The organism is Mycobacterium sp. IDUB_24 (assembly GCF_055419385.1).
In genome coordinates, this window is the sequence record NZ_JBVAXO010000001.1 from 1,234,708 (window position 1) to 1,260,609 (window position 25,902).

General features: G+C 63.0%; 19 protein-coding genes. 7 read left to right on the plus strand and 12 right to left on the minus strand.

Annotated elements, in window-relative coordinates; all coding sequences use genetic code 11:
- Positions 1-73 precede the first annotated feature (73 nt).
- Positions 74-502, plus strand: a complete 429-nt coding sequence (locus ACZYZF_RS05950; protein WP_463834843.1) for a hypothetical protein — start codon at positions 74-76, stop codon at positions 500-502.
- Here ACZYZF_RS05950 and ACZYZF_RS05955 read toward each other — a convergent pair.
- Together ACZYZF_RS05955 and lysE are read right to left on the minus strand one after the other, a co-directional pair.
- Positions 495-1,412, minus strand: a complete 918-nt coding sequence (locus ACZYZF_RS05955; protein ID WP_463835146.1) for an alpha/beta fold hydrolase — start codon at positions 1,410-1,412, stop codon at positions 495-497. The genes ACZYZF_RS05950 and ACZYZF_RS05955 overlap by 8 nt on opposite strands.
- Before the next feature lie 93 nt (positions 1,413-1,505).
- The gene (gene lysE, locus ACZYZF_RS05960; protein WP_463834845.1) at positions 1,506-2,105 is read right to left on the minus strand and encodes an L-lysine exporter; all 600 of its coding nucleotides are present in this window, start codon (positions 2,103-2,105) and stop codon (positions 1,506-1,508) included.
- 939 nt (positions 2,106-3,044) lie between these two features.
- Between lysE and ACZYZF_RS05965 the strand changes: the two genes are divergently transcribed.
- The gene (locus ACZYZF_RS05965; RefSeq protein WP_463834846.1) at positions 3,045-3,908 is read left to right on the plus strand and encodes a hypothetical protein; all 864 of its coding nucleotides are present in this window, start codon (positions 3,045-3,047) and stop codon (positions 3,906-3,908) included.
- A 254-nt stretch (positions 3,909-4,162) separates the two neighbouring features.
- On the opposite strand, the gene ACZYZF_RS05970 is transcribed toward ACZYZF_RS05965, so the two are convergent.
- From ACZYZF_RS05970 to ACZYZF_RS06000, 7 genes are all read right to left on the minus strand, one after another.
- A complete protein-coding gene (locus ACZYZF_RS05970) occupies positions 4,163-5,740 on the minus strand; it encodes a serine/threonine-protein kinase (RefSeq protein WP_463834847.1) in 1,578 nt (525 codons plus the stop codon).
- Between the two features lie 235 nt (positions 5,741-5,975).
- Complete coding sequence (locus tag ACZYZF_RS05975) at positions 5,976-6,995, minus strand: serine/threonine-protein kinase (RefSeq protein ID WP_463834848.1); 1,020 nt, start codon at positions 6,993-6,995, stop codon at positions 5,976-5,978.
- Between the two features lie 3 nt (positions 6,996-6,998).
- On the minus strand, positions 6,999-7,451 hold the full coding sequence (locus tag ACZYZF_RS05980; RefSeq protein ID WP_463834849.1) for a hypothetical protein: 453 nt from the start codon (positions 7,449-7,451) through the stop codon (positions 6,999-7,001).
- Positions 7,452-7,652: 201 nt separating this feature from the next.
- Positions 7,653-9,119 carry an ApeA N-terminal domain 1-containing protein gene (locus tag ACZYZF_RS05985; RefSeq protein ID WP_463834850.1) on the minus strand — a complete coding sequence of 489 codons (1,467 nt, stop codon included), beginning with the start codon at positions 9,117-9,119 and terminating at the stop codon, positions 7,653-7,655.
- Between the two features lie 1,285 nt (positions 9,120-10,404).
- Positions 10,405-11,091, minus strand: a complete 687-nt coding sequence (locus ACZYZF_RS05990; protein WP_463834851.1) for a class I SAM-dependent methyltransferase — start codon at positions 11,089-11,091, stop codon at positions 10,405-10,407.
- 475 nt (positions 11,092-11,566) lie between these two features.
- A complete protein-coding gene (locus tag ACZYZF_RS05995) occupies positions 11,567-12,205 on the minus strand; it encodes a DUF3159 domain-containing protein (protein WP_463835147.1) in 639 nt (212 codons plus the stop codon).
- A 44-nt stretch (positions 12,206-12,249) separates the two neighbouring features.
- The gene (locus tag ACZYZF_RS06000) at positions 12,250-14,136 is read right to left on the minus strand and encodes a S9 family peptidase (RefSeq protein WP_463834853.1); all 1,887 of its coding nucleotides are present in this window, start codon (positions 14,134-14,136) and stop codon (positions 12,250-12,252) included.
- Between the two features lie 69 nt (positions 14,137-14,205).
- Here ACZYZF_RS06000 and ACZYZF_RS06005 point away from each other — a divergent pair, with 69 nt between their 5' ends.
- The 3 genes from ACZYZF_RS06005 to ACZYZF_RS06015 all read left to right on the plus strand — a co-directional run bounded on the left by ACZYZF_RS06005 (position 14,206) and on the right by ACZYZF_RS06015 (position 18,609).
- Positions 14,206-14,937 carry a helix-turn-helix domain-containing protein gene (locus ACZYZF_RS06005; protein WP_463834854.1) on the plus strand — a complete coding sequence of 244 codons (732 nt, stop codon included), beginning with the start codon at positions 14,206-14,208 and terminating at the stop codon, positions 14,935-14,937.
- A gap of 468 nt (positions 14,938-15,405) precedes the next feature.
- On the plus strand, positions 15,406-17,610 hold the full coding sequence (locus ACZYZF_RS06010; protein ID WP_463835149.1) for a S9 family peptidase: 2,205 nt from the start codon (positions 15,406-15,408) through the stop codon (positions 17,608-17,610).
- 252 nt (positions 17,611-17,862) lie between these two features.
- Positions 17,863-18,609, plus strand: a complete 747-nt coding sequence (locus ACZYZF_RS06015) for an SDR family oxidoreductase (protein WP_029106257.1) — start codon at positions 17,863-17,865, stop codon at positions 18,607-18,609.
- 5 nt (positions 18,610-18,614) lie between these two features.
- Here the strand turns inward: ACZYZF_RS06015 and ACZYZF_RS06020 are convergent, their stop codons facing one another.
- The gene (locus tag ACZYZF_RS06020) at positions 18,615-19,106 is read right to left on the minus strand and encodes a MarR family winged helix-turn-helix transcriptional regulator (protein WP_463834855.1); all 492 of its coding nucleotides are present in this window, start codon (positions 19,104-19,106) and stop codon (positions 18,615-18,617) included.
- Positions 19,107-19,467: 361 nt separating this feature from the next.
- On the opposite strand from ACZYZF_RS06020, the gene ACZYZF_RS06025 reads away from it, so the two are divergent.
- On the plus strand, positions 19,468-20,805 hold the full coding sequence (locus tag ACZYZF_RS06025; protein ID WP_463834857.1) for a DUF1254 domain-containing protein: 1,338 nt from the start codon (positions 19,468-19,470) through the stop codon (positions 20,803-20,805).
- Positions 20,806-20,872: 67 nt separating this feature from the next.
- Positions 20,873-22,435 (plus strand): DUF1254 domain-containing protein, encoded by a 1,563-nt coding sequence (locus ACZYZF_RS06030; RefSeq protein WP_463834858.1) that lies wholly within the window; start codon positions 20,873-20,875, stop codon positions 22,433-22,435.
- Positions 22,436-22,492: 57 nt separating this feature from the next.
- On the opposite strand, the gene ACZYZF_RS06035 is transcribed toward ACZYZF_RS06030, so the two are convergent.
- Both ACZYZF_RS06035 and ACZYZF_RS06040 read right to left on the minus strand, forming a co-directional pair.
- Positions 22,493-24,499, minus strand: coding sequence for a fatty acid desaturase (locus ACZYZF_RS06035; protein WP_463834859.1), 2,007 nt, complete (start codon positions 24,497-24,499; stop codon positions 22,493-22,495).
- A 132-nt stretch (positions 24,500-24,631) separates the two neighbouring features.
- Positions 24,632-25,873, minus strand: coding sequence for a PucR family transcriptional regulator (locus ACZYZF_RS06040; protein ID WP_463834861.1), 1,242 nt, complete (start codon positions 25,871-25,873; stop codon positions 24,632-24,634).
- Positions 25,874-25,902 lie beyond the last annotated feature (29 nt).

The following is a 25,902-nucleotide window of genomic DNA, read 5'->3' on the forward strand; positions in this document are numbered from 1 at the left end:
ACCCCGGATGCCCGCCCGCGCGGATGCCGGGTGAATGTCTTTATGTCTCAGTTGAATCCCGAAGGAGCAAGACATGCCCGTGGTCCGTTTCCAGATGTCGTCAGCGCTCGACTCCGCCGCCCTCATGGACGTGCTGACGGACTTCGGGCCGTCCCGTCCACATCGGTGGCCGACGATCGACGAGGAACATTTTCAGGTGCACGCGCTGGGGGACACCTGGGCAGAGGTGACTGAGGGCACAGGTGCGGCGTGGGAGCGTGCCCGCTACGACTGGGATACCAAGCGCCGGCGCGTCACCGTGACCACCCATGACTCGAAGGTCTTCGGTCCGGGAGGCGGCTGGACATTTCAGCTCACGCCGCAGGCCACCGGTACGCGCGTCGACATCGAGCTCGTCCGCACTCCGACCGGGCTCAAACGAAAAATGCTGGCCGCGCTGTTGCCGGCGCTCGCCCCGAGCGCGCTGAAGAAGTCGTTCGCCGGGCCGCTGGGGGCTAAGTGATCGACCAGAACTCCAGCAGGGTCCGAATGGTCGCCACCAACGGTAGGGGTTGATCCAGCATCGGGTGGTGACCGGCCTCGGCGAGTTCGACGAAGGGGCCGCGGAGTTGCAGCATCGACTGGATCTGGGCGGCCATCGGTGGCGGGACCACCCCGTCCTCGCAGTGCAAATACCCGACGCGGCAAGGGATTCGGGCGAACGTGTTCTCCAGCAGCTCCTCGTCGGTGGACGTTTCGTCCAAGAGGTGGCCGCCGAAGATGTCCGGGTCGAACTTCCACACCCACCCGTCGTCGGTCTTGCGCACGGATTGCACCGCGATGTGGTGACCGATATAGGGCAGCGTCACGTCCTGCTTCGGTACCGCCCGGAACCGGGCCAGGATCTCTTCCTCGGTCGCGTATCCGGCGGTGTCCCGGCGGCGGTTGCGCAACCGCACTTCCTCGGGGGCACGTTCCCGGAGTGGCGAATCGATGACCAGGATGCTGTCGATCTGCGCGCCGTAGCGGGTGGCGGCCGAGGCGCCGACCCAGCCGCCCATGCTGTGGCCGACGATCGTGGGCCGCGCCGAAGACCCGGAGGCGTCGGATGCGGCGAGGACCTCCCGGGCCCAGATCGCCAGGGTGTATTCGGTCCGGGTGCCACTGTCGCCGTGCCCGCTCAGGTCGGGTGCGATAACGCGATGGGTGCGGGCGAAGAACGGAGCGATGTGATCCCACCAGCCGGAGTGAGCGCCGCCGCCGTGGACGAACGCCAGCGGTGGATTGTCCGGGTTGCCCCAGGTCCGCACATGAATGGCGCAGCCGTCGACCTCGATTGTCGAGTGTTCGGGTGTCTGTTCCAGTGCGGAGGTGAACCATGCCGGGGCGTTCGCAAAGGGGTGCGGGGCCGGGGACGGTTCACGCCGGAACATGGGACTCACCTGGTGATTCTGTCTCATCCCGCGAGTTCGATCGAGGGGTGCCCCTTGTGAATCGTGGCACGCCGGGGCGCCGTCGACGGGCGCTCAGGACATCGCGAGGCTCGCGCCGAGCGCGATCATCATCACCGCGATCACTCCGTCGAGGATTCGCCAGGTCATCGGGGTGGCGAACAGTCCGGCCAGGCGGCGGGCACCCAGGCCCAGGCCGGTGAACCACAGTGCGCTGGCCGCGACCGCGCCGGCGCCGAAGAGCCACCGCTGCTCGCGGTGTTCGTTGGCCAGGGAGCCGAGCAGCACCACGGTGTCCAGGTACACGTGCGGGTTCAGCCAGGTCAGGGCCAGGCAGGTGACCAGCACCTCGGCCAGACGAGCCGGCGTGCGTTCGGACGGATTGAGGGCCGACGGCCGGAAGGCGCGACGTGCGGCGAGTACGCCGTAGCCGATCAGGAAGGCCGCGCCGCCGAACTTCGCCACCGCCATGGCATCGGGGTGCGCGGTGATCAGAGCTCCGACTCCGGCGATGCCGGCGGCGATCAGGATCAAGTCGGAGACCGTGCACAACGCGATGACGGCGACGATGTGCTCCCCGCGAATGCCCTGACGCAACACGAAGGCATTCTGCGCGCCGATTGCGGCGATCAACGCCATGGTGGTGAGGAATCCGACGAGCACAGGTGAAGCCATGTGGTCGAGGTTATGGACGGGTGTTGGTCAAGTACAGCTAATGATTCTATACGCGCATTAGCTGTGCTTATGTATGTCCGTCGGTACCAAGGGCGGGTGCCACCCCCCCAGTTGTCGCTTCCAACTCTCCGCTGGCAATTCCATTTGGAAACTGGCAAAAGTTGGCAATTGCCGGAACGAAATAGACATCCGTGCATTCTGTCAATTCTCAAACTGCATTGCACATTCTCAGCCGAGATGTCACGCAGTATCACGAATGGCATATTCAGAGAATTTCGGGCACGGTACGCAGTGCGTATTACTTCTCAATACCGCGCTGCTAATTTTCATTCTGAACGTTCAACTACTCCATGAACTCGTCGCCTTCACGGCGAAGCCCACCGCCGCGTACAAGATCACATGCGCGTAGTACGCCGAATCAAGCAATGGTGTCTGACACCCTGGACGCGAGCATTTACGGGTGGGACACTCCTGATGACTGATATCCGCGTTGCGCTGGCTGGGCCGAGAGATTTTGCCCACGCTTGTGTGTACTTCGGGGGGTGACATGGGCGGCCAGATAGGCGAACCGGTCGGTGCGGGCGCGTGGGATGACCCAGAGAACCCCTGGATGCCCGATGATGACTTTCGATACGAATTCCAAAACTTTCTCGAGCGTGCCGACAGCCTGGCATCGGAGGTCGGGCGGCTCGCAGAGGAAATCCGCTACCGCATGCTCAGCGTGGAACCGCCTGCGGGTGCAGGGCCGAACTGGGTCGATGGCCCCCATAGTCCGGTCTTCTATCTGAATGCCGCCGTGGGGTACCTACGGACGTCTGCATATGGCGAAAAGTGCGCATTGGCCTATCCACTCTCCACCTTCGAATCTGATCCGCCGCCGCAGGATCGATGGAGCTGCGGTCATGATCCTCGACATTACCGCTGACCTGTGAGGCGGCGATGTTCGATAAAGAGAGAATGCTGCGGGCGCTGCGCGACTTCTGCCCAGCAGTACTCGGATTGTTGTTTGTGATTGCCGTAGAGCGGGGAGGATACGATCGAGCGGGAGCCATCGGTGTCGTCATCGCATTACTGATGGCCGGCGCCATCGGCAGGAACCGGGCCCGGGTTCTGCTGCCATACGAGCCTGATCGTGCCGTTTTTTGGGTCGCAATCAGAACGTACGGGCTTATTGGGGGTCTCTATATCCTGTGCTACGCCGTTGTCATGTATGGGTTTTGGGAGATGGCACATCATACCCATGATGATCCGGGAAAGTATTTCTTCAGTGCGGCGAGCGGATTTGCGATCGCTCTGCTCACCAATGCCCTGATAAAACCGGGCGAGAACGATTCCTGGGGCGCGTTCTGGTGGAAGAAAACGTACAAACAGGCATTTACACCATTCTTCCGCGTGCGCACCAGCGCCTACGACGTCGACGGCCACGGCGGCGCCTGGCAGCCCGATGGACGTCAGATGAAGGCTCTGGAACAGACGGAGTTCGACGGCGACGATGAACGTATCAGCGGCTGGGGGTATCGCGCCCGCCGCGCTCGTGCACGATTTCTCCAAAACCGGATACCTGATCGGGAGCGGATCGGCATGTCGGCCGCCAAGGTCAACGACACGGTAAAGGTGACTCGCGACGGTGACCCGGTAGAGGGCCGCGTTGGTGAAGTGTACCGAATCGAGACAGGCAAGCAGACTCGACTGATTGTCGATTTCGGCGACTCCGACTGCTGGTGGAGCGTTTACCGCGAAGCGACGGTGGTCGTTGACCCAGCTGAACAAAGGCCCGCGCGACAAGGCGATTCGCAACAGTGATGCGAAACCGCAGCGCTACGCGCCCTTGGGAAACGAAACGGACTGAGCTTGCGCGGCATCGCTGAGGTGCGCTGCGGTTACATTGCTGATCACGGACGTTTCTAAGCACAGTCTGCTCACCATCATCGCCCAGTGGCTTGGGTTTCTTCACTAGTCCCGCCAGCGTGCGCACCATCGCGGAGTGGGAGTGTGCACCGCAGCGAAGGGTCACGGGCTAAGCCGGTTTGCGCAACCGTCTCATTCTAGGATCGGAACTAAAGTTGCGGTCCGGCTTGGCAATTAACGTCTAAGCTGTTGTAACGAATGGCTGGCATGCCGTTGTACCTAGTTGTGACAGCGTATTCGGAGTTCATCTCAAACGGTGCTGCTGTGAGATCAGGGTAGGCAATGACCATCTGGGTGTAGTAGGAAAGCTCAGTCGGGCAGCCACTATCTGTGGGAGCGGAAGACTTGCCGGTGAAGAGCACTTGAACTCGGTTGCGCGAGATCTCACCGGCAGCGCAGGAAGGATCGCAGCCCTGCGATTGCTCGGTCCCGGTTCCTGCTGCGCCGTTCGCTCCCCATTCGGTCCACGTCAGTCCTTCAATCCAATGCTGTCTATTGCAAGTCGGTTTCACGAGCTCAGGTTTTATGGCAGCGGCGCCATCCTTTGTGCAGCCGGGCAGAGCGAAGCTTTGTGTTGGTGGCGGCGCGGCTGCACTCGGCGTCGTCGTCGGCCTCGTGGTCGTGACTGCAATCGGCGGCGGACTTACAGTCGTCGCCGCGCCCGTTGAAGCTGGATCAGGAGCGAAGGTGGACGGGGATGGCGAGGTAGTCGCAGATTGTCCCGAGTCCCAGGTCCGCGTGATCATCAACACCAGAACCGAGAGAACTGCAAGAACGGTTGCGGCCACAATTGCAGTGAGAGCGAATCTTGTCACCCGCCGGGTCCCGCCTGATGCTGGCCTGGTTGTTGGTGCGGGGGTGGTCAGTGCAGTTGGGCGGGACGAACTCGTTCGGGCGGCCTCGGATAGTGCGCTGGCGAAATCAGCGCACTGAGCAAACCGGTCCTGGGGATCCTTCGCCAAGGCAGCGGCCAAGATGGGGTCGAGGGCACCTAGTCCCGTAACCGTGTCGGCGATCTTCGGCGGTGTCGACGTGAGATGTCGGCTGATGACGACGGCGGGGTTTGAGTGCGGAAAAAGCTGCAATCCGGTCAAGAGCTGGTACGCGCTGGCGGCTAGTGCGTACTGGTCGGCGCGACCTTCCATCGGCTCACCCATCAACTGCTCTGGGGCCGCATATGCCACGGTCCCGAGAGTCATGTTGGTTGCGGTGAGGCCGCTGATTTCACCGACATCGCGCGCGATGCCGAAGTCCGCTAACAGGACTCTGCGTGACCGACCGTCCCATGATTCGAGCAAGATATTTGCGGGCTTGACGTCACGGTGTAGCAGGCCTTGATCGTGGGCATAGTCAAGAGCCTCGCCGACGGCCGTGATGATCTCCGCTACATCGTCCACCGGCATCCCAGCCGGGTAACGCTCGTTGAGCAGCCGGCCGGCATCGGGCCCGTTGACGTAGTCCATTGCGATCCAAAGTTGCCCTTCGTACTCCCCGCGGTCGTGGACGCCGACGATGTTCGGGTGACTGAGCCGTGCGGCCGTATCCGCTTCGCGGATGAACCTTTGGTGGTAATCGGGATCCGCTGAGATGTTGGCGGGCAGCAGCTTGAGCGCATATTTGCGCGGCAGCCGAGGATGCTGCGCCATATACACCTCGCCCATGCCCCCTGCGCCGAGCAGGCTTATGACCCTGAATTCGGCGAATATCTCTCCAGAGCGCAATGGCATGACCGGATAGTACGAAGATCTCAAGCAAGCGCACGAGAGAACTTGAGAACCAGTCAGACATGTAGGGCCCGACGTCTTCGCTGACCGCACATTCGGGCCCGCATCCTCCGGGATATCTCTGCGGTTGCAACTGCAGTCCTTGGGTCCCGGCGAAGTTGACTGTCTTGTAAAGGATTAACGGCCGGTGGAATCCGCATCCAAAGTCTCAACAGCTGGTATTAGGGCCGATCCGAGGCTATGAGCCGGTAGAAGCGATATGCTGAAGTGCCTCGGCTGCGGCTTCCTGCATTTCTCCCACCGTGGTGGTGTTGAGCTTGTAGCGGTTCTGTGCGCGCCAACTCCTACCCGGCAGGCGCCGTTCGACATTGAACCAGATGCTTGTGGGCGAGGTTTGTGTCATTCGGGCTCGCCACTCCGTACCACCTAGCGCAGTTCCCTGCCAGACGTTCAGTTCCCCTGGCGACTGCTTGTCAACGGGCATCACATGCCAGCTCACGACTGGACGTGCCTTCTCAAGGGCATACCGAAATTGCAAGGCGCTGGGGGTTCGCTTGTCTGGACTGGGGTTCAACCCTTTGGTTACCGCAGTTCGAAGTGATTTGTGGATGTATGGCATCCAGTCTTTGCGGGCTGGAGCAGGCGAACCCGCGTCGAGCTTGGGACGTACTCTTCTATCGCTGTTGAGGAGTCGATAGGTAGTGAGTGCCAAGGCATAGACATCCCCGGTGACGGCTGTAATTGCCTTCGTCCCGTCTGCGATGGCTTCAGGAGGAAGGTGCGCCAGGTAAGGAATTGAGACGGCGTCTCCGACATCGATAACGTTGCAGGCTAGGCCGAAGTCGCTGACCTTCACCGTATGGAGCGGGTGCAGCAGCAGATTTGATGGCTTGATGTCGCGATGAAGTAGGCCGACGCCGTGTATGTGCTCAACGCCTCGGCAAGCAGCTTCCATGATTTGCAGGGCCTCGCGCACCGGTACGGCTTCGCGGCCATGCTTGTCGGCGACGCTGCCTCCTTCGAGGTATTCCATGCGGATAACGGGCGTTCCGTGTTCGATCGCCATCGAGTACACCCGGACAACGTTGTCGTTCTTACCCAATTCCATTGATTGAGCTTCGGCGAAGTCGTTCAATGTGAATGCATTGTTCTCGATGTACTTCGCTGCGCAGAAACGGTTGAGCCCTTGGTCGTACTCAAGCTCCACTCGACCGAAGAAGCCATCGCCGAGGTGTCTCTGGTGTGTGAATGGTGCCATGTGTCAGGCCGGCAGTTGCGACAGCGCGAGGACAACTGGATCCCGGTGGGTCTTCGGAGTTGCAGCCACGCACGGGATGGCCTGGAGAGACGTGTCGAAATCGATCTTTGTCGTTTGGAACATCTTGGGCATCGACTGTGGCTTTATCGACTCCGTCGGTATGGCGTGGATGCCGAGTACGCAACGAACCACACCGTCGAGCTCGATGCGTTGAGCCAGCGAGTCGGATAGTCCGCCTTGAGCACCACCAGCTGCCTGGATCGCTGCTCGAGTTGGATGGAATCGCTCGAGCAGCGCGCGGACTTCCTTACTTACCCAGGCAAGTTGCGCCTCTCGGGTGTCAAGTGGTGCGCTAGCGACATTGCGCTCAGCAACAACCGCAGCCGAACGTGTGTCACCGTCAACCACTGCCCAGCTGAAGGCATCTTTCTTGCACCTGAACCCGATGATCTTCATTCATTGCCCTCCTTGCCGTCAGCGTCCTATCGACTGAGCCAGCTTCCCTGCGACGTGTGTCATACCTCCTCCACGGGGCCAAGTACCAGGGAGACACGCCGTGCGGCATGTACACAGAGCGGACTTGTGGGTGTCTAGGTGCCAGCTCCAGTGAGTATGTCGGCCAGCGTGCTCGGGTTGCGGATCTCCTCCTGATGACATTTAGGCGGAAAAGATCTTGGGCCAGGAGTGCGCCCAGTTTCGATGTTGATCGTTGAATCGTTCTGACTCGGAGGTGACCGCTGCTAGTACGGACCCGTCGACGCCAGCCTCCATGAATAGGCGCAGCGTCAACATCCAGTGCAGCGACTGATTTAGTGAGCTCATCTGGCGGATCCTGCTGGTACTGAGGCCACGCTGTCCAAGCCCGTGTGCTAGCGCGACACGCTGGTCGACGACTTCTTTCTTCCAGCGGCTCAAACGTCCGATGCAGGCTGGAACGGCTTCGGCGACTGGCTCGGCCAACGCCTTAACTCGCTGTGGGTAGCTGTATTCGTGCCAGTACTGCTGTAGCGCTGTTGAAAGGGTTCTGGCGACGTCGCGTGGGATGTCTGATGCGGCGACGGCTGCCAGTGACTCATCGATCTGCTCCACACCAAATCTTCGGGCGTCCGGATCGAGAGTGCGGTGTAATGCCTCAACGGCCGTGGCAAGAGACAGTGCGTCGGCTTCCACTGTCGGGAACTCGTTTCGGATGACGGCGGCGAGGATCTGCGGCACTGGCGTCATTCGGCGATGAAGTTCAAGCCATCGCGGGAGAAATTCGAGGTCTACATGTGGTCGGGTGAACAGCAATTCTCCAGCGGTCTCTGGGCCGCTGGGATCGATCTGGTAGCCGTGGACTGAGCACCAGTTGTTAGCCCACACGTCCAACGACCGGATAACGCATGGTTTGCCGGACAGCAGGGTCATCAGGTCGGCCAGCGGGTGCAAGACTCGCACTGCGATGTCGGCGAGGCTCCATCCCTGGAAAAGTTCGAGCTCCAGCCGGCTGGTGGTTGTGACATGGAGGCCTCTTAGGTCTGGCGGCCTGTGAGTTGCCGAGGGGGCCAGCGTGAGATAGCCTGCGCCGTAGGCGAGTTCGGCCTCGATCGATTTGTTACGCACGCTGACGTGCCAGTCCAGTTTCAGCTGATCGCCGGGGTAAATGGTCGTTGAGAGGGCGGGAATCCTGGCCCATTCCGCGAGGTTGGTGACGTCGGGTCGGACGCCGTAGAGCAAAGTGTTGGGGTCTGGGTGGTGTTCGCCTACGACACACCACGTTGCTTTCAGTTCTTGTCTCGATGGACCGCGGTTCCGACCGAGGAGGAACAAGCCAGCAACTTGATTGTGGGCTGTTGTGTAGGCGTCCCACAGTGTGACCTTGTGTGGGTGTACGGGGATCGAGCCCAGAATTGCCATGTCGTCGGATCCATCGGCGACCCTTATCGTCTGTCTGCCGGGCTCGGTGTTCTGAATCGTGAACATCGGTGTCAGTTCCGGGCTGACCTGCAGATGTACAGCGGTTCCGTCGATCGCCAGCATGCCTGGAACTTGAGAATCCTCGGCGCCCGGCAACCAGAAACGCCCCAACGATTTAGTTGTCTTGAAAGGGAATTCAGCGGGGGGCATTGTCTGTTTTCCAATCATTTGTGTTCGTCGACGGCCATAGCCCTATCGCAGCGTCTAGGTCTCGCGCTACCCCTACGAGTTCGTTCATCGGCGTACGACTCTCCGGTGTGAGGTGGCCAGTGATCTGGCGACAACGTACACATCGAATGCGACGATCAGGTCGCATGCTGGCCGCTCGGGCCACTGACTCTCGACTAAGCGCGAATTTCACTGTGACTGGAAGACACGAGACCGGTGTCTGGTTCGCGTCAGTAACGGGCCGCCGATTGAACGACCGTGCGGTTTCAATTCTTCCGGCTTTGACTGGAGAAATTCACTGCCAGGATCAAATGGAACTGGCCGAACCCACAGGTCAGGCGAGCGTCATTGCCAGCGCAGTTCTGGAAACGACAGGCGTCGGAGATCTCACCGTCGGCGACTGCCAGTAGCAGGCCTTGATTGAGTTCGATGTCGGCCGGAAACATTCCCAGCAGACCGATGACGCGGGAGGCGGCTGCCGATGCATGACTTGATGATTCGCATCCGCGAGCTCGCTCCGGACGAGGTCACCAGTGCCACCGGGGATGCTGTGTGCGCGGCGGTCATCTCCACATGGAATCCCTCCGACGGTCAAACTGAGCGAGTCGGCAACGAGTAGGTTGGCACGGCGCGGGTGACTTGAAGATCGGCATCGGCTACCGCACGTGGTTGAGCTCGCAGGTGGGAACGGTCAGCCTGCCGGGCCTGTTTCATGCACAACCGTCTCGTTCTAGGATCCGCCATCTGGATGGCAAAAGTGGTCCGCCAAATCCGTGGCAACGCTGGGAAAGATGCTGGTGGGGGAGCTGTCGTCCGCCATCGAGAATAGCAACCTACAGAGGTCATCCCCCCGTGTTGTCGTTTCCAGTTCTCCGCTGGCAATTCCAGCTTGGGTTCTGGGGGCGAATGCAACAGCGTCGGGCTGACGAGTTGTTGATGCTGGTGGAGTGAGACCAAAGTTTCGTGGCGAGTCGGCTCCGTGCCCGCGGCCCAGGCTTACTTGACGAGCGCAACGAGATCCAAGACGGTGTGGCCTGTGAGCTCAGGATCCAACCAGAGCTGGCATTCCGAAGCGCTGGCATCCGCCGACGCTGGGCCGTCGCACGGCGCACACGAAAGCCTGCCGACGCAAACGGGGACTGATCAGCCTGCCGATCTCAAACGGCCCAGCCAACCTTCGCGAAACCATGCGCATCGCGGAAAAGCCGGGTTCACACCCCGGTCGATCAACACTGACAGCCGACCGGAAAGCTAGATCGCGATGCTAGCTAGATCTCCGGGTGGACTACGCGTAGCCGACCCATCCCCGGAAGTTGAACGCCAGGAAGAAGTCTGCGACGTCGCTGAATCCGGCTTCCTCGAGGATGGTGCGGTCTTCCTCTGGTGACACGACGGGGACTCCGGATTCGATTGCAACACGAGCCTTCTGCGCATCCGCGGGATCGATGCCTGTTGCGACGAGGTATGCCACATGCCGGTCTATCCAGGTCTGTAGTTCAGCCTCATGGCGGTGCGCAATGCTGAGATGCATCACGACGAACGGGGCCCCGGGCGTCAGTCGGCGCCGTACCTCGGTCGCTGTACGCAGTCGTTCGTCGGGTGTAAGGAAGTGCAGTGTCAGCAGACTGGTTGCAGCGTCGAAGAGGCCAAGCGGTGCGTCGTCGATGTACCCGTTGTGCATCGTCACCCGCGACGCGTCTGATCCGAGGGTCTGTACCGCGAGATCCAGCATCGCAGCCGATGGGTCGACCGCATCGAAGGTCCACCCTGGGTGAGTCTCCGCGAGTGCCTTCGTCTCCAGTCCTCCGCCGGCCCCCAGCACCAGCAGCCTCGCGTCAGACGGAGCGCGTTCCTCGATGAGGACGCCGACAAGGCGGTGAATGTCGGCCAGGGCGGGCACCATCTGCCCGGCGCGCTTGGCGTACATGGCGACGTGGGCGGGATCGTCAAATGGGTTCGATGGTGTGGTCACGCCACGAGGGTGGCCGCCAGGGGTCAAGGATGGCAAGTGAACTTGCCATCTGGGCAATATGCACGTCGTCGCCGAACCTACGGGGATAGGGCCTGGGCGCAATGACATCCTTCCAGCTCGCCGACGCCGGGCAAGCCAACTCAGATGTCACCTATCCATGTAGCAGACCCGACTGCGGCGGTGAAGCGTTGGCTGACAAGCCATCCCAGAGTCGTCCTGCGTTGTACCCTGACCAGTTCGTCCTGGCTCAATCTGATTAAACTCAGGTTTTCTGAGCTGACCGACATTACTGCGCCGCGGCACCACACCTCAGCGCGTTAGCGCAACGTCGACATCCACGCCTTGGTCCAATCATGCAACGACAACCTCGCCCGAACGTCTGGACCACGCCACCGTCCAAATCCTGGGCGGCATCGGAATCTACTGCACCAGAATCAACGACTCACGACTGGCCAGGAACCGCCCCGGCGCCACATCAGAGGCGAGCAGCGGGTTTCGGAGCGTCGCTCGCATCGGTCCCGGTGCTGTCCCGGTGGATATCTGGGTCTATTCGTCGGTTGGCACGGCGGACCGCCCAATACACCACCACCGACACGGCGCCGAGCAGTGGATAGCCCATGGCGATCCGGGCAAGCACCAGCCAGCCGCTGAAGCCACCGTCGTAAAGCCATTGCTGCACAACGAATCGCGCGGTGAACAACGCCACGAATGCCAGCGTGGCGACGTCGAACGCGTGCAGCGCTACGGTGTTAGCGCGCCATGACCGATCGGGTCCGGCGCTACGTAGCAGGTTCCATATCACTCCGACCAAGGGGCGCCGCACCAAGAGGGATACGGAGAACACTGCCGCCATCGTCAGACTGAGCCAGATTCCCGGCAGGAAATAGTCTTCGGCGGACCCGGTGTAGTAGGCGATCAGCGCGGCGACGACGACCCCGAGCAGTCCCGATACCGCCGGCTGAATAGGCTGCTTGCGCAACAGCCGGAACACGATCAGACCCACGCTGACGCAAACGGATATCACGACCGCGGCGTTCAGGCCCGCTATCGCGTTCGCGATGACGTAGGCAAACGTGGGCAGGCTGGCGTACACCAGCCCGGATACCCCGCCCATGCGTTCGAGCAATGTCGGTGAATGTTCTTGCTCCAGTTTGTCGGTCACGCTTTCCTTCCGTCACCGAGATGCTCTGCGAGGAAGCGGTCGACGGTCTTGTACATGTCGATCACGTTGTCCGGGTTGATGAATCCGTGCCCCTCGTCGTGTTTGATCATGTACTGCACCGTGACTCCGCGGCTGCGCAAGGCCTCGACCAGGTTGTCGGATTCGGCCTGCACCACGCGAACGTCGTTGGCGCCCTGGATGACCAGAAGTGGCGTGCGGATTTGGTCGACCTTCGTGATCGGCGAGCGGGACAGCATGTCGGCCAACTGATCCGGGTCGTCGGGGTTGCCGACGAACAGGTGCCAGTTGTTGGCCAGGTGCGGGCGGGCGATCTCGGGTAGTGTCCGCATGAAGTTGCTCAGGTCGGAGATGCCGACGTAATCGACTGCGGCGGCGAACACATCGGGTGTGAAGGTGACGCCGACCAGCGTCGCGTATCCGCCGTAGGAGCCGCCGAAGATGGCGATCCGCTTCGGATCCGCATACCCCTGCTGGACGGCCCAGTCCACACTGTCGATCAGATCGTCGTGCATCTTGCCGGCGAACTCACCGACCGCGGCCTTGGTGAAGGCCTTGCCGAAGCCCGCCGACCCGCGGAAGTTGACCTGCAGCACCGCATATCCGCGGTTGGCCAGCAGCTGCACCGGCGGGTTGAACATCCAGCCGTCCCGCGTCCACGGCCCGCCGTGCACCAGCAGCACCATCGGTAGATTTTGCGGCGGCACCCCGACCGGCAGGGTCAGATACCCGTGCAGATCCAGCCCGTCGCGCGAGCGGATGGTGACCGGCTCCATCGCCGCCAGGACGCCGGGATCCAGTTGCGGATGCGACCCGAACAGCAGCCGGCTCTCCCCGGTGTGGTGGTCGTAGAGGTAGGTCATCCCCGCTTCGCGGTCGTGGGTGAAGTTGACCACCCAGCGTCGGCCGGTCAGGTCGGAGCTCAGGGCGTTCACGTCGCCTTCGGACAGCTTCTCCAGGTTCTCCAGCACCGCCGCGAAGTGCGGGTCCAGCGGCTGAATCACCTGACGCTCCAACAGGTACCGCACCCCGAGAAGATCGCCGGTCCGCCGGTCCAGGATCAGCGGTTCGGCCAGCGTGGTGAACACGCTGGCCCGGGTGTCCACGTCGTAGACCGGATGGCTGTCGACGTGGGTCTGCTCGCCGGTGACGACGTCGACGCGCACGATGCGGGTCCGGTCGGTGCCGTCGTTGGAGCCGATCCAGATGCCGGTGCCGTCCGGGGTGATGGTGATCGGATACAGCCCCATCGGGTAGTCACGGCCGTCGAAGGTGACGATGGAGCGCAGCGTCTCCGTCCGCGGCTCCCACTGCAACAGCTCCACGTCACCGTCGGCAGTCAGTGCGGTGGAGAACAAGTCGCCGTTGCTGCTGGCTCGCCAGCCTGATCCCGTACCGGGGTTCTTCGCCACCATGGTGAGTTCACCGGTGGCGATGTCCAGTTCGTAGGCGTCCATCAGGGTCGGTGTGCGGTTGTTGGTGTACACCATCGCCTTCGCCGGATCGCCGAGCAGTTCGTGGGCGGCCATCGCTCCCGGGAACGGAGTCAGGTCGACGGCACCGGGCTCGGGGTCCTGCGGGTCGGTCCGGAAGACGTGCCAGTTCTCGTCGCCGCCGGTGTCCTGCAGGTAGAGCAGCCAGCGGGAGTCCTTGGTCCACTCGTAGTGAATGATGCTGCGGGTGCTGTCGGCGGTGACCCGCTGCGGCTCGCCGTCGAGGTTGTCCACGTCCTGGATCCAGATGTTGAGGCGGTCCCGCCACGGCGCCAGGTAGGCGATACGGGTGCCGTCGGGTGAGATCGATGCCTGCGCGCGGGCGGGCGGCGCGAACAGATCGTCGACGGAGAGCAACTCAGGTGTTGGCATGCCTCCATCGCACACTCGGACGTGACGGCACAGTCAAGTCCCGGGCACGGGTATGGGCATGATGGACAGGTGGCGTGGAGTACTCGGGAGATCGCCGAACTGGCCGGAACCAGTCTGCGAGCCGTCCGCCATTACCACCAGGTCGGCCTGCTCCCGGAGCCTGAACGTCGGCCAAACGGGTACAAGAAGTACGGCGTGGCGCACCTGGTCCGGTTGGTCCGCATCAAACGGCTCGTCGACCTGGGTTTCTCGCTCCCGCAGATCGCGGCGTTAGGTGACACCGACGAGCATCCCGAACAGGCGTTGCGGGAACTGGACGCCGAGCTGGCGGCGACCATCGACCGGTTGCAACGGGCCCGCGAGGAGCTCGGCGAGCTGCTGGAGAACTCCGCGCCCACGGATCTGCCACCCGAGTTCGCGCCCGTAGACGCCGTCGCCAAGATGACCGACGCGGATCGCAAACTGGTGGTGGTCCTCAGCCGGGTGCTGGGCCCGCGCGGCCGACAGGTCTATGCCGACCTGATCAGGGACACCCGCGAGGATCCGGCCGCATCGGAGCTGGACGCGTTGTCCGCCGACGCCGACGAAACGACCCGCCAGGACCTCGCCGAGCGGCTGGCGCCCTACATCTGGTCGGTCCGGCAGGCCCACCCCGGACTCACCGAGGCGCGCGTCGACGCGCCGCGCGGTGCGAACTTCGCCGAGAAGGCGATCGATGACGCGATGGCCGATCTGTACAACCCGGCGCAGCTGGACGTGCTGCGCCGGGCAGGTCAGATCGTGCGGCGGCTGGCCACCTAGGTAATCCCATGTGCGCCGCAGGAAGTGGTGCGGGCTGTCGATCAGGATGTGCTCGGCCTGTCAGCCTGCATGTGGGGTCCGTGTCATGCGCGATGGTGATGTTCCGAACTCGGCGTGCTTAACCCGCAGCGCCGCAACCAAAGTCACCCGCTCCGACGTATGGCCGGGCATGACAGATAAGACGACCGATTCGAAACATCGTCAACCGAGGTATATTCCGACCGGCCCCGTGAGTCTGCAAGTGCCGCCACTCGGTTCAGAAGCATTCAATGACATCGGTCGAACCCAGGTAGGCGACGGCGACGAGTGGCATGGGATCAGCACAGACTGTCCCGTCGCGGCCGGGGCAACCACGGCCTTGACTGTGCCGTTACGTCCTGCTGTTCCATTGTGGCTGTGAATCCCGATGCCACAGCGGCCCCCCACGAGACGACCTTGACCGCCGCCGACTACGCCCGCGCTGAACAGATGCTGGCCCCGTACCGGGCACGCCGCGTGCCCGGAGCAGCGATACAGCCGCAGTGGCTTCCGGACGGACACCGTTTCTGGTACCAGGTCGAGTCGCGCTTCGTAGTGGTGGATCCCCGCAACGGCAGCCGAGACGACGCGTTCGACCACGACCGGTTGGCCGCGGCGTTGTCGTTGGCTTCCGGTCATGCGGTCAGCGTGGACGATCTCCCGATCAGCGCCGTCGAGTTCGGCGACGACGGCACGGTCGGCTTCTCCGCGTTCGGGTCATGGTGGGTGTGGTCGCCCGGGGCGGGCACCTGCGACCGGGCCGACCGCGGCGACCGCGCGCTGCCCTGGGAGGTGGAGTCGCCCGACAAGTCGTGGGTGGCGTTTCGCCGCGACGGCAACATCTGGGTCCGATCCCGCGACGGTAAGCGGGAATTCGCGCTCACCGAGGACGCCGAACCGCACTTCGAATACGGCGGGATGGCCGACGCGACCGGCGGGCGAGCGCTGATGCGGGTGCTTGGGCTGCCGCCCGTGTTCGCCGTGCAGTGGTCACCGGATTCGACCCGGATACTGGCCCAGCGCATCGACCAGCGTGCCCTGCCCGAGCTGGTGCTGGTCGAATCGTCGCCCCCCGACGGCGGCAGACCAGTCGAGCACCGCACCCGGTACACCATGCCGGGCGAGCAGGCGCAGGCGATGCTGACCTGGAATGTCCTCCACGTGGCAGAACGCACCGTGGTCCGGCAGGCCGAACCCACCGTTATCATGCACGGCACCGCCGTCATGTACGCCTGGTGGACCGGCACATCGGGGGACGGGGTGCACTTCCTGAACCATTCCCGCGACGCCCGCAAGCTGGAGCTGCGCCGCCTGGACCCGGCCACCGGAGCCGTCACCACCCTGATCAGCGAATCCGGTGAGACGCGGGTGGACCCGACGCCCCAGCTGGGAGAACCAACGATGACCCGGGTGCTGGACTCCGGTGAGATCGTGTGGTGGTCACAACGCGATGGCTGGGGCCATCTCTATCTGTATTCGCCCGACGGACAACAGGTCCGGCAGATCACCACCGGGCAGTGGCCGGTGCGAAAGGTGCTCTGGGTCGACGAACATCGCCGGCAGGTGTGGTTCGTCGCTGCCGGCCTCGTCGCCGACGATCCCTATGTACGCCAGATCTGCCGAATCGGGCTTGACGGCCAGGGATTTGTGCGGCTCACCGAGGACGACACCCTCGACTATGACGCGGTCAGTCCCGACGGCGGCGACTACTTCGTTCAACGGGCATCCTCACCCAACCGCCCTCCGCACACGGTGGTACGCGACGGGGATGGCCAACTACTGGTCGAACTCGAGGCGCCTACCGCCTCAGCGCTGGAGGAGCAGGGCTGGAGCGCGCCGGAGCGGTTCTGCACCATGGCTGCCGACGGCAGAACCCGCATCTACGGATTGCTGTGGCGTCCACACGGTTTCGACCCACAGCGCCGCTACCCTGTGATTGAGCACATTTATCCGGGCCCGCAGATATGGAACGCGGGGGCCGCATTCGACTCACCACACGTCGGCCAACCCGAGGCGCTGGCAGGGCTGGGTTTCGCCGTAGTGGTAATCGACGGACGCGGAACTGCCGGACGCAGCAAAGCCTTTCACGACCACTCCTACCGGGACATGGGCAACGCGGGCGCCCTCGACGACCGCGTCGCCGCGATTCGCGAATTGGGCCGGCGGCACAGCTGGTTGGACACCGAGCGCGTCGGGATAACGGGTCTGTCGGCCGGTGCCTTCGCCGCCACCAGGGCGTTGCTTACGTACCCGGACTTCTACCGGGTTGGGGTCGCGGTGTCTGGCAACCACGACAACACCGTCAACCTGGCCATGTGGGCCGAGCACTACCACGGCGACCTCAGCGACAACGGCAGGAAGACGATCTCTAATACTCATCTGGCCGCCGAACTGCGGGGCAAGCTATTGCTGATCCACGGCGAGCTCGACGACAACGCCCATCCCTACCAGACAATGCGCCTGGCCCATGCACTCATCAAGGCAGACAAGGACTTCGATCTGATCCTCATTCCGGGCGGCGAGCACGCGCTGTTCGGCTACCAGCACTATGCCTACCGCCGCACCTGGGACTACTTTGTCGCCCACCTCCACGGGACCGAACCGCCTAGCTACCGCCTGGCTCCGTTGCCGCTTCCGCAGTGGTCGCTCGGATGATGTCGCGGCTACGGCGCAGCACGTCGAGCTGCGCTTCGTTGTAGAGCTCCTGCATGGCCTCGTTAATGGCCCTGCCGGCAAAGTGCGCCCCGCCGGGGGCGTCGGCGCGCGACTCCACGAGCCCAGGATTAGCCGCGCGCACCAGGGGGAGTCGACGACCACAGTAGGTGACATGTCCCGGAATAACCGTGACATGTCACCTAGTTGTTGGATCTGAAACGCAACAAGCGTTTTCGACAACAGGAGGACGAGATGGCTCAGCTCGAAGGAAAAACAGCACTGATCACCGGCGGCACATCCGGCATCGGCTATGCGACGGCGCGCGCCTTCGCCGACGAGGGTGCCAAGGTGTTCATCACCGGGCGTACCCAACAGCGCGTCGACGCCGCCGCAGCGTCACTGGGTTCCGGTGTCGTCGGTGTTGGCAGCGATGTCACCAGCACCGAGGATCTGGACCGACTTGTCGGGGTCATCCGCGACGCAGGTGCCGGCCTCGACATCGTCTTCACCAACGCCGGCAGTGGCGAGTTCGCCACGCTGGAGGACGAGACGCCCGAACACCTCATCGACACGTTCAACCGCAACGTGGGCGGGACGGTGTTCACCGTGCAGAAGACGCTGCCGCTACTCAATCCCGGTGCCTCGATCGTTCTGTCCGGCTCCACCGCGGCCACCAGGGGTACCCCGGCATTCGGCGCCTACGCCGCGGCAAAGGCTGCTGTCCGGTCCTTCGGCCGTACCTGGGCCACCGAGTTGGGCGACCGTGGCTTCCGGGTCAACACGGTCGTACCCGGTCCCATCCTGACCGAGGGACTCACCGAACTGGTGCCTGACAAAGACCAGCGGCAGGTGTTCTTCGACGGTCTGGCGACGAACCCGATGAAGCGAATAGGTGATCCTGCCGAACTGGCCGCCGTGGTGGTGTTCCTCGGCTCCGATGCGAGCAGCTTCATGACAGGTGCGGAGATCTTCGTCGACGGGGGCATGAACCAGGTTTAGCTGGTCTATCTGAGGTCGGGACGCGGCAAGGTGCCCTCGCGCAACAGACCCTCGTGCACAACGGCGAGGATGTCGGCGAGGGCGTCCTCCTGCTCGGGATCTAGATCGGCGAAGAACGCCCGGTGTACCCACTGTGCATGCACCGGGGCGGCGTCGGCGAGCCGGTCCCAGCCCTCGTCGGTCAGGACGACGACAGTGCCACGGCCGTCGGTGTCGCAGGTCGTGCGCTCGACCAGGCCGCGGCGTGCCATCCGCATAAGGTGGTGAGAAACCCGGCTGCGTTCCCACCCGATTACCGTGGCCAGTGTGGTCAGCTGCAGGCGGCGATCCGGTGCGCGCGAGAGCGTACTGAGCACCGTGTAGTCGTAGAGTGAAAGACCGCACTCGGTGCGCAGGTGACGGTTCACCTCATATTCGAGCCGGTGATAGACCCGCATAAAATTCAGCCAGGCCCGCTGCTGCGCCGGCGTTAGCGGGTACTCGCCGGAATCACTCATCGCGCATCATGGACAAGCATGTCGCCTATCTAAGCAAAACTCAACCCCGATATCGGCAATGTTGCCGTCCGCCTTTGGCCCATAGCCGGAAAGGCGCAGTGGCACAAGACGGCTCGTCAGCATTAGAGCGGCAATTGCAGGCCGCTGCCCTCGTACCGGAGTTAGGGTGCCGTATGTCCAATACTCAGTTTGATAGTGGAGGACGGCCCACACGGGGGTTTAGCCGCAGGCGGCGATCGGGGTGCTCGCCGGTCTAGGAACCTAGGGTGCGATGACGGTTCCGTTGCTGTCTGGCTGCGGACGCGGCCGCCCACGCGAACCGGCAACCAGCAGGAAGCACGATGGGATGGGAGAGGGATCGGTGGATACTTCCGACGACGCCTTGTTGTCTACGCCGGCCAGCCCGGAGGTGATCGCGTCCGGCCTTGAGGCCGACGGCTACCAGCTGGGGATCTCGGCGTACTGCTGGGGCTACCCGCTGGTCCGCATGGAGCGTGTTGTTCGGTCCTATTCCGATGTATCCGAAGGGGTTTCAGTCACTAGCTATCGCGCACCGATCAACACGATCGGGTGGGCGCGTGAGCTTGCCACGCCGTCGGCCAAAGACATGCCGACCGCCAACAACGACACGCTGTATCTGAGCGCGGTCGTCGTGCTCGATGAGCCCTATGTGTTGTCGGTGCCTGATACCGCCGACCGCTACTACGTCATCAATGTCTTCAACATGTGGCAGGAATTGGAGCACTACATCGGACGGCGCACCACCGGCACGCGTGCTGGCCGCTACGTACTGGTGCCTCCGGGATGGGCTGGTTCGTTGCCCGCAGATGCAACCAGGCTGGATGTGTCGACGTCGAAGGTGTGGTTGTGGGGGCGGCTGCGCATGGCTCAAGGTGAGCCCGAAGGACCCGTTCACGCGTTACAGGACCAGTTCACGTTGGAGCCGGTCAGCGGGCACAGGGCCGCCGCGGAACTGCCGGCACTACCGCCGATCAAGGGCGACGGCCTGGGCTTCTTCAAGCACCTCGGCATCACGCTTGCCTCCAATGCGGTTAAGCCGGCCGATGAGGCGTTGTTTGCCCAATTCGCCCGGATCGGGCTGACGGCAAAGGGATTCGATGAAGGCAAGCTCTCCGCAGAGGCACGGACTGGTGTGCTGCGGGCACTGGCCGATGGCCCGTCAGTGGCGATTTCGTCGTTCGCCAGCACTGCGACGGTGCGCAACGGCTGGAACTGGGTCACCGGCCTGGACAGCTTCGGATTCAACTACCCCTTGCGGGCCATGGTGGCCGGGCCCTATCTTGGCGGCAACGGGGAACGTGAGGCGATGTATCCCATCCGCTATACCGATGCGGACGGCCAAACCCTCAACGGCGCAAACAAATACACCGTCACCCTGGCCACGTTACCTCCCGTCGACGCCTTCTGGTCGCTGACGATGTACAACGCCGACGACAAGATGCTGGTCGAAAATCCGATCCACCGCTACAAAGTGGGAACCGACACCCCCGACCTGCTTGCCGCTGCCGATGGATCGGTCACCATCGCGGTTCAACATGAGCAACCCGACCCGGCGACCCGTGCCAATTGGCTTCCGGCTCCCAGCGGGGACTTCTATCTGATTTTGCGGCTCTACCAACCCACCGACGCGGTCCTCGACGGCACCTGGCAACTGCCACAGGCAATTCGCCAGAACTGACCCGCACGTCATTCTGCGATCCTCTGCGAGGGGTCATGTCGCATCCGTAGAGGGTTACGGTGGGTTGATGGTCCAAGCGGACGGTGAGGATCCGGCACAGCGACAGGTGAGTCGCAGGACTGCGATCGGGGCGTTAGCCGGTCTGGGGGCCTCGGGTGCGGTGGCGGCGGCGTTGCTGTCGGGCTGCGATCGCACTCGTCCCAGTGAACCGACGAGCGGGCCCCACGGTGGGATGGGAGATGCCTCGATGGAGCCGCAGGGCGGGCAACCGCAACAGGGTGCGACGTGCTCGATCACGGATTTCGACTACCAGCTCAAGTATCAGCGCGCATTCGAAGCGGCATTGTGGTGTCTGCCCGCAGTCGCGATCTACAGCTTTCGGCGCGCGGCTGTCGATGATCTCGGCCTCAAGGACAATGACATCATCGCCTACTCGGGTACCGCCACCCCCAAACTCGAAGCGATCACCGCCAACAGCACCACGCCCTACATTTCAGCGTTCACCGACCTGCGCAAGGGACCGGTGGTGCTGGAAGTCCCCGCGGCGACCGCCGACGGAAGTGTGTACGGCCAGGTCGTCGATGCGTGGCAGCTCACCATCGCCGACGTCGGCCCGTCCGGTCTGGACAAAGGAAAAGGCGGCAAGCTGCTGTTCACCCCGCCGGGGTACCGAGACGCGATACCGGATGGGTACCTGCATGTGCCATCACCGAACTTCCGCATCGCCTTGGCTTTCCGATCCGTGCCGGCGCCGGGAAAAACCGTGGAAGACGCGTACCGCTATGCCCAAAGGCTGCGGATGTACTACCTCTCCGAAGCTGACAACCCACCCAACCAGCGATTCGTCGACCCCATCGATGACCGCTATCCCACGCTTCCGTTCTACGACGAGCGCCATTTCGTCGATCTACACGCCATCGTCAGCGCGGAACCGGCCAAGCCCCAAGACAAGGTGATGACGGGCATGCTGGCGTCACTGGGCATCGAGCAGGGTAAGCCGTTCACTCCCGACGAGACCGCCAAGCGGGCGATGAACCAAGCGGCCATTGATGTTTGGTTCTATCTGCAGCACTGGTTCGACAACTTCCCCACCGACAAGCTCTACTGGCCGGATCGGCACTACGCGTCACTGCTGCAGGCGGATGCCAACAGAACGTTCACGTTCGTCTATGACGACCACATCGACCTCATCGGCCGTGCCGCGGAATACTTCTGGTGCACCTACATGCCCAAGGCGCTCAGTGACAGCCCGGCGACCCAGTATCTGATGGCCCTGGCCGACAAGGACGGCAAGCTCCTGGAAGCGGGCAAACTCTACAAGCTCGATGTCCCAGCCCAGATGCCGGTCACGCAATTCTGGGCGGTGACCGTGTATGACCGGGCCACAAACGCCTTCATTTACAGCGACACAAATCGAACCACGCTGTCGTCCTACGATCTCGACGCGATGGCCAAGAACGCCGACGGCGGCGTCACCATCTATGTCGGACCCGAACCTCCCGACGGTCTGGAAAGCAACTGGATCCCGACCGCAGGAAAGCGGCCGCTGCCCGCGGTCAGGTTCTACGGCGGGACCAAGGCGCTCAACGACAAGTCCTTTAAGCTGCCCGACTTCGAAACGGTCGGTTGACACAGTAGGCGGGCAACCATGGTCTTCCGCGGGGCATACACGGAGATGGCCAGGGGTTCAGCTGTCGTAGTCGACTGCGACAGATGCAGTGGTGGGATGTGATTGGCAGGTCAGGATGAAGTCGGCCTCGACCTCGGCAGTGTTGAGTGCAAAGTTCTGCTCCATCGATACTGCGCCCGAGGTGATCTTGGCTTTGCACGTGCCGCATGCGCCGCCGAGACAGGCATACGGTGCGTCGATGTTGTTTTTCAGCGCGGATTCGAGAACGGTTTCGCCGGGAGCGAGTTGCACGGTGTGGTCAGAGCCGGACAGCGTGACGGTGACCTCGGACTGGGGATAGTCGGCGACGTCCAGGGGTTGCTTCGTACCGCCGAACAGTTCGAGGTGTATCCGCTCGGTCGGCACGTCAACAAACGTGAGGTCATCACGCATGGCTGTGACGAGATCGCTTGGGCCGCAGAGGTACCAGCCGTCGATCGTGGTGAGACCACTGCCGAGCAGCCGCTGCACCAGTGCCAGGTCGATGCGGCCACGAAGCGCGGCGGGGTGGTGGGCCTCGGCTGAGCGGATGTGGAAGATGCGTAACCGGTCTGCATATCGCGCTTCGAGCTCATCGAGTTCGGTGGCGAACATGGTCGACTCTGCGGTTCGGTTGCCGTAGAAGAGGGTGAAGCGGCTCTCGGTCTCGATCTCCATGGTGGTGCGGATGATTGACAAGATGGGTGTGATGCCGCTGCCGGCTGCGACGGCGACGTAGTCGCGCTGAGCCAGTGGATCAAGCGGCGCGCCGAAGCTACCCGTGGGCGTCATCAGCTCCAACACGTCACCGGCCCGCAGTGTTTCGACCGCGAAGGTGGAGAACACCCCGCCTTCGATGTGCCGTACTCCGATCGCCAGTTCACCGGATGTGGCCGAGGTGCAGATCGAGTAGTTTCGTCGCACCTCCTGCCCGCCGACGCGGTGTCGAATGGTCAGGTGTTGGCCTGCCTGGAATTGGAATTGGCCACTGAGGTGATCGGGAACGTCGAATGTGACTTTGACGCTGCCCGGAGTGAGAGGCTCGACGCTTTTGACGGGGATCGCATGGGTGTTGGCATGGCCTGTAGCGGAGGATGGCGGCATCCGAACGGGCAGCAGCGCCGCCAGTTTGCCGTTGAGGCGTTTCCACTCGTGGTATTGCGTGGCGTCGAGTTGTTGCCCGAAAGCGGTGATCAATGCCGCGTCGCGCTCGAGGTAGGCGGCCTCATTGCGTCGCCAGGTCGCCACGTAACGATAGAACGGGATGGAGGGGTGCAAGTGGTGGACCAGGTGGTAATTCTGCGACAGCAGTAGGGGGGTCAGGATCCACTCTGAGCCGACGCGGTTACGGGTTGCGCGGTACCGGTTCTCGCGTTGGGTGTCTTCCAGATCGTGGTGGGGTAGCCAGTCGAACCACCACGCCAGCACGAACATCGCCACCCGCTCCGGAATCAGGTAGACCACCGCGAGCGTCCACAGATGTCCGGTGAAGGCAGCCGACACGATCGCCGTCACCGAGATGGCCATCAGGGCAACGGTTTCGAAGACTTCGGCGCGCGGGCGCCTGCGCACGTTCCGTACCAAGAAACTGATATACGGCACATCCATGGCCGGGAAGCGGATCGGCAGCTGCCACCAGGGTGCGGCACTGACGAAGTGATCGGGATCGGATCCATCTTCGTTCGTGTTGCGGTGGTGCTCGATATGGATGAACGCGAATGACTTGAACGAGATCAGCGGCGAGACGAAGAACATTGCGACGCGGCCGAACGCGACGTTGACCCAGCGACGGGAGCTGATCGAGTAGTGCGAGGCATCGTGGAGCACGGTGAACAGGACGAAGATGGCCGCAGCGCTCGCGGCGATGGTGGCGACCGCAGGCAACGCGTGGGTGAGGGCAGCAAACGTCGATGCGCCGAAGAGCGTAAGCGCGAAGGTGAAGATGCCGACGATCGGCCAGGACAGCGTAGGTACCTGCTCGCCCGGATCAGGCAAGGCGTGCTGCGAGGCTGCCGGGGGTTGGGAGTGCTGAGCCGTAGTCAACATCGGAGTCCTTCGCACTTCGGGATGAGATGCCTCGAAACCTACAAACGGCCGGTACCGGTCAACAAGGACCTCCCAGCCCTCCCCGATGTGCTGTCAGCACATTCCGCTGCGCCCCCGACCTGGTCAGCGTGGTTACGACTCGCGCAACACCGAGGCCCCCAGCACGTCGCACACGAGGAGGGCGGCGTGTAGTTCGGCGACCTTGGTCGTTGCGGGCCGGCCCATGCGCTCCTCCGCGCGACGCACCCTTTGCAGGACCGTGTTCTTGTGAATTCCCAGGGCCTGTGCAGCGGTCGTCAGACTCCCTTGCGCATCGAGAACGGCCAGGAGGGTGGCGCGCTCGCTGCGTTCTTTCGCGTCGTCCCGCGCGAGATCGCCGAGCTGCGAGGCAACGAAGGCCTTCGCGGCGTCCAGGTCGCGCGCGATGGTGTCCACCAACGCAACATCGCTGAACTCGGTGATCGACGGCGCCGTGCGCCCAGAAAGTTCGACGACCCGGCGAGTCCGTAGCGCCTCGAGGTGCGAGGTGCGAAACCCGGCGGGCCCCGGATGGGGCGAGCCCATCGCGACGTGAACGTTTTCCCACCCGCCGGGTAATTCCGTCACGGTGCCCGTCAGCGACGCTCTTGCGCTTCCGGCGATCGATACCCAGCCCCACACTCCGAGCGGGCCGTCCGCCACGACGAGTGAGTGAGCCGATCCGAGTGACCGACCGACTTGCCTGGCGAGTCCCTCGAGGTCGACGCCACGGTCGTCGACCCAGCACACGAAACCGATCTGCCGGCCGGTGAGCCGGTGGCTGAGTATGCGTTCGGCTCGAGCGTTGTCGACTCGTTCTCCGGCAAGCAGTGCCCGCACCACGTCGTCGCGCTCGGCTCTGGCCTGGTTCTGGCGTCGGTCGAGCTCGGCGACGTACTCGGCGGCCACCAGACTGGAGATGCGGTCGATGTATTGAAATCCGAACCGCTCGAGATCGATGAACGTTCTCAGCGCGATGGCAGGATCGTCGATCCTGTCGGTCAGCAAACCGGAGAGCTTCTCGGTGAAGTACGCATGGCCCAGCCGGTAGAACCGCAGCATCGCGTCGACGCTGTGTCCTCGTGCTGCCATGGCTCGCGCGTGTTCGAGCGCAGTTACCGGCGCCTCGACAGCCGCTACGTCAATCCCGTGCCGGAACATCGAAAGAACCGCTTCGAGATTCGACGAGCACGATCCCAGGGTCAGACCGCGAAGCTCGGCATCTCCGCCGACCTCCGGTATCCGCTCGACGATGTAGCTGTGCATGTCCTCGGCCAGGCTGGACACATTCGCCAGCAGGGACGCAGCGATGCGCCTTCCGGCGACCGAGTCGTCGCCTGGCTCTGGCGCGTCCATATCTGCACCCTAATGGCGGCCGCAACGGC

Excerpts from the sequence above, each read along its gene's own strand:
- ACZYZF_RS06030 (WP_463834858.1), top strand. The coding sequence starts at position 20,873 with ATGGTCCAAGCGGACGGTGAGGATCCGGCACAGCGACAGGTGAGTCGC.
- ACZYZF_RS05995 (WP_463835147.1), bottom strand. The coding sequence starts at position 12,205 with ATGGGCGGGGTATCCGGGCTGGTGTACGCCAGCCTGCCCACGTTTGCC.
- ACZYZF_RS05985 (WP_463834850.1), bottom strand. The coding sequence starts at position 9,119 with ATGATTGGAAAACAGACAATGCCCCCCGCTGAATTCCCTTTCAAGACA.
- ACZYZF_RS05950 (WP_463834843.1), top strand. The coding sequence starts at position 74 with ATGCCCGTGGTCCGTTTCCAGATGTCGTCAGCGCTCGACTCCGCCGCC.
- ACZYZF_RS06035 (WP_463834859.1), bottom strand. The coding sequence starts at position 24,499 with ATGTTGACTACGGCTCAGCACTCCCAACCCCCGGCAGCCTCGCAGCAC.
- ACZYZF_RS05970 (WP_463834847.1), bottom strand. The coding sequence starts at position 5,740 with ATGCCATTGCGCTCTGGAGAGATATTCGCCGAATTCAGGGTCATAAGC.
- ACZYZF_RS06020 (WP_463834855.1), bottom strand. The coding sequence starts at position 19,106 with ATGAGTGATTCCGGCGAGTACCCGCTAACGCCGGCGCAGCAGCGGGCC.
- ACZYZF_RS05955 (WP_463835146.1), bottom strand. The coding sequence starts at position 1,412 with ATGTTCCGGCGTGAACCGTCCCCGGCCCCGCACCCCTTTGCGAACGCC.
- ACZYZF_RS06010 (WP_463835149.1), top strand. The coding sequence starts at position 15,406 with ATGCTGGCCCCGTACCGGGCACGCCGCGTGCCCGGAGCAGCGATACAG.
- ACZYZF_RS06000 (WP_463834853.1), bottom strand. The coding sequence starts at position 14,136 with ATGCCAACACCTGAGTTGCTCTCCGTCGACGATCTGTTCGCGCCGCCC.
- ACZYZF_RS05965 (WP_463834846.1), top strand. The coding sequence starts at position 3,045 with ATGTTCGATAAAGAGAGAATGCTGCGGGCGCTGCGCGACTTCTGCCCA.
- ACZYZF_RS05980 (WP_463834849.1), bottom strand. The coding sequence starts at position 7,451 with ATGAAGATCATCGGGTTCAGGTGCAAGAAAGATGCCTTCAGCTGGGCA.
- ACZYZF_RS06040 (WP_463834861.1), bottom strand. The coding sequence starts at position 25,873 with ATGGACGCGCCAGAGCCAGGCGACGACTCGGTCGCCGGAAGGCGCATC.
- lysE (WP_463834845.1), bottom strand. The coding sequence starts at position 2,105 with ATGGCTTCACCTGTGCTCGTCGGATTCCTCACCACCATGGCGTTGATC.
- ACZYZF_RS06015 (WP_029106257.1), top strand. The coding sequence starts at position 17,863 with ATGGCTCAGCTCGAAGGAAAAACAGCACTGATCACCGGCGGCACATCC.
- ACZYZF_RS05975 (WP_463834848.1), bottom strand. The coding sequence starts at position 6,995 with ATGGCACCATTCACACACCAGAGACACCTCGGCGATGGCTTCTTCGGT.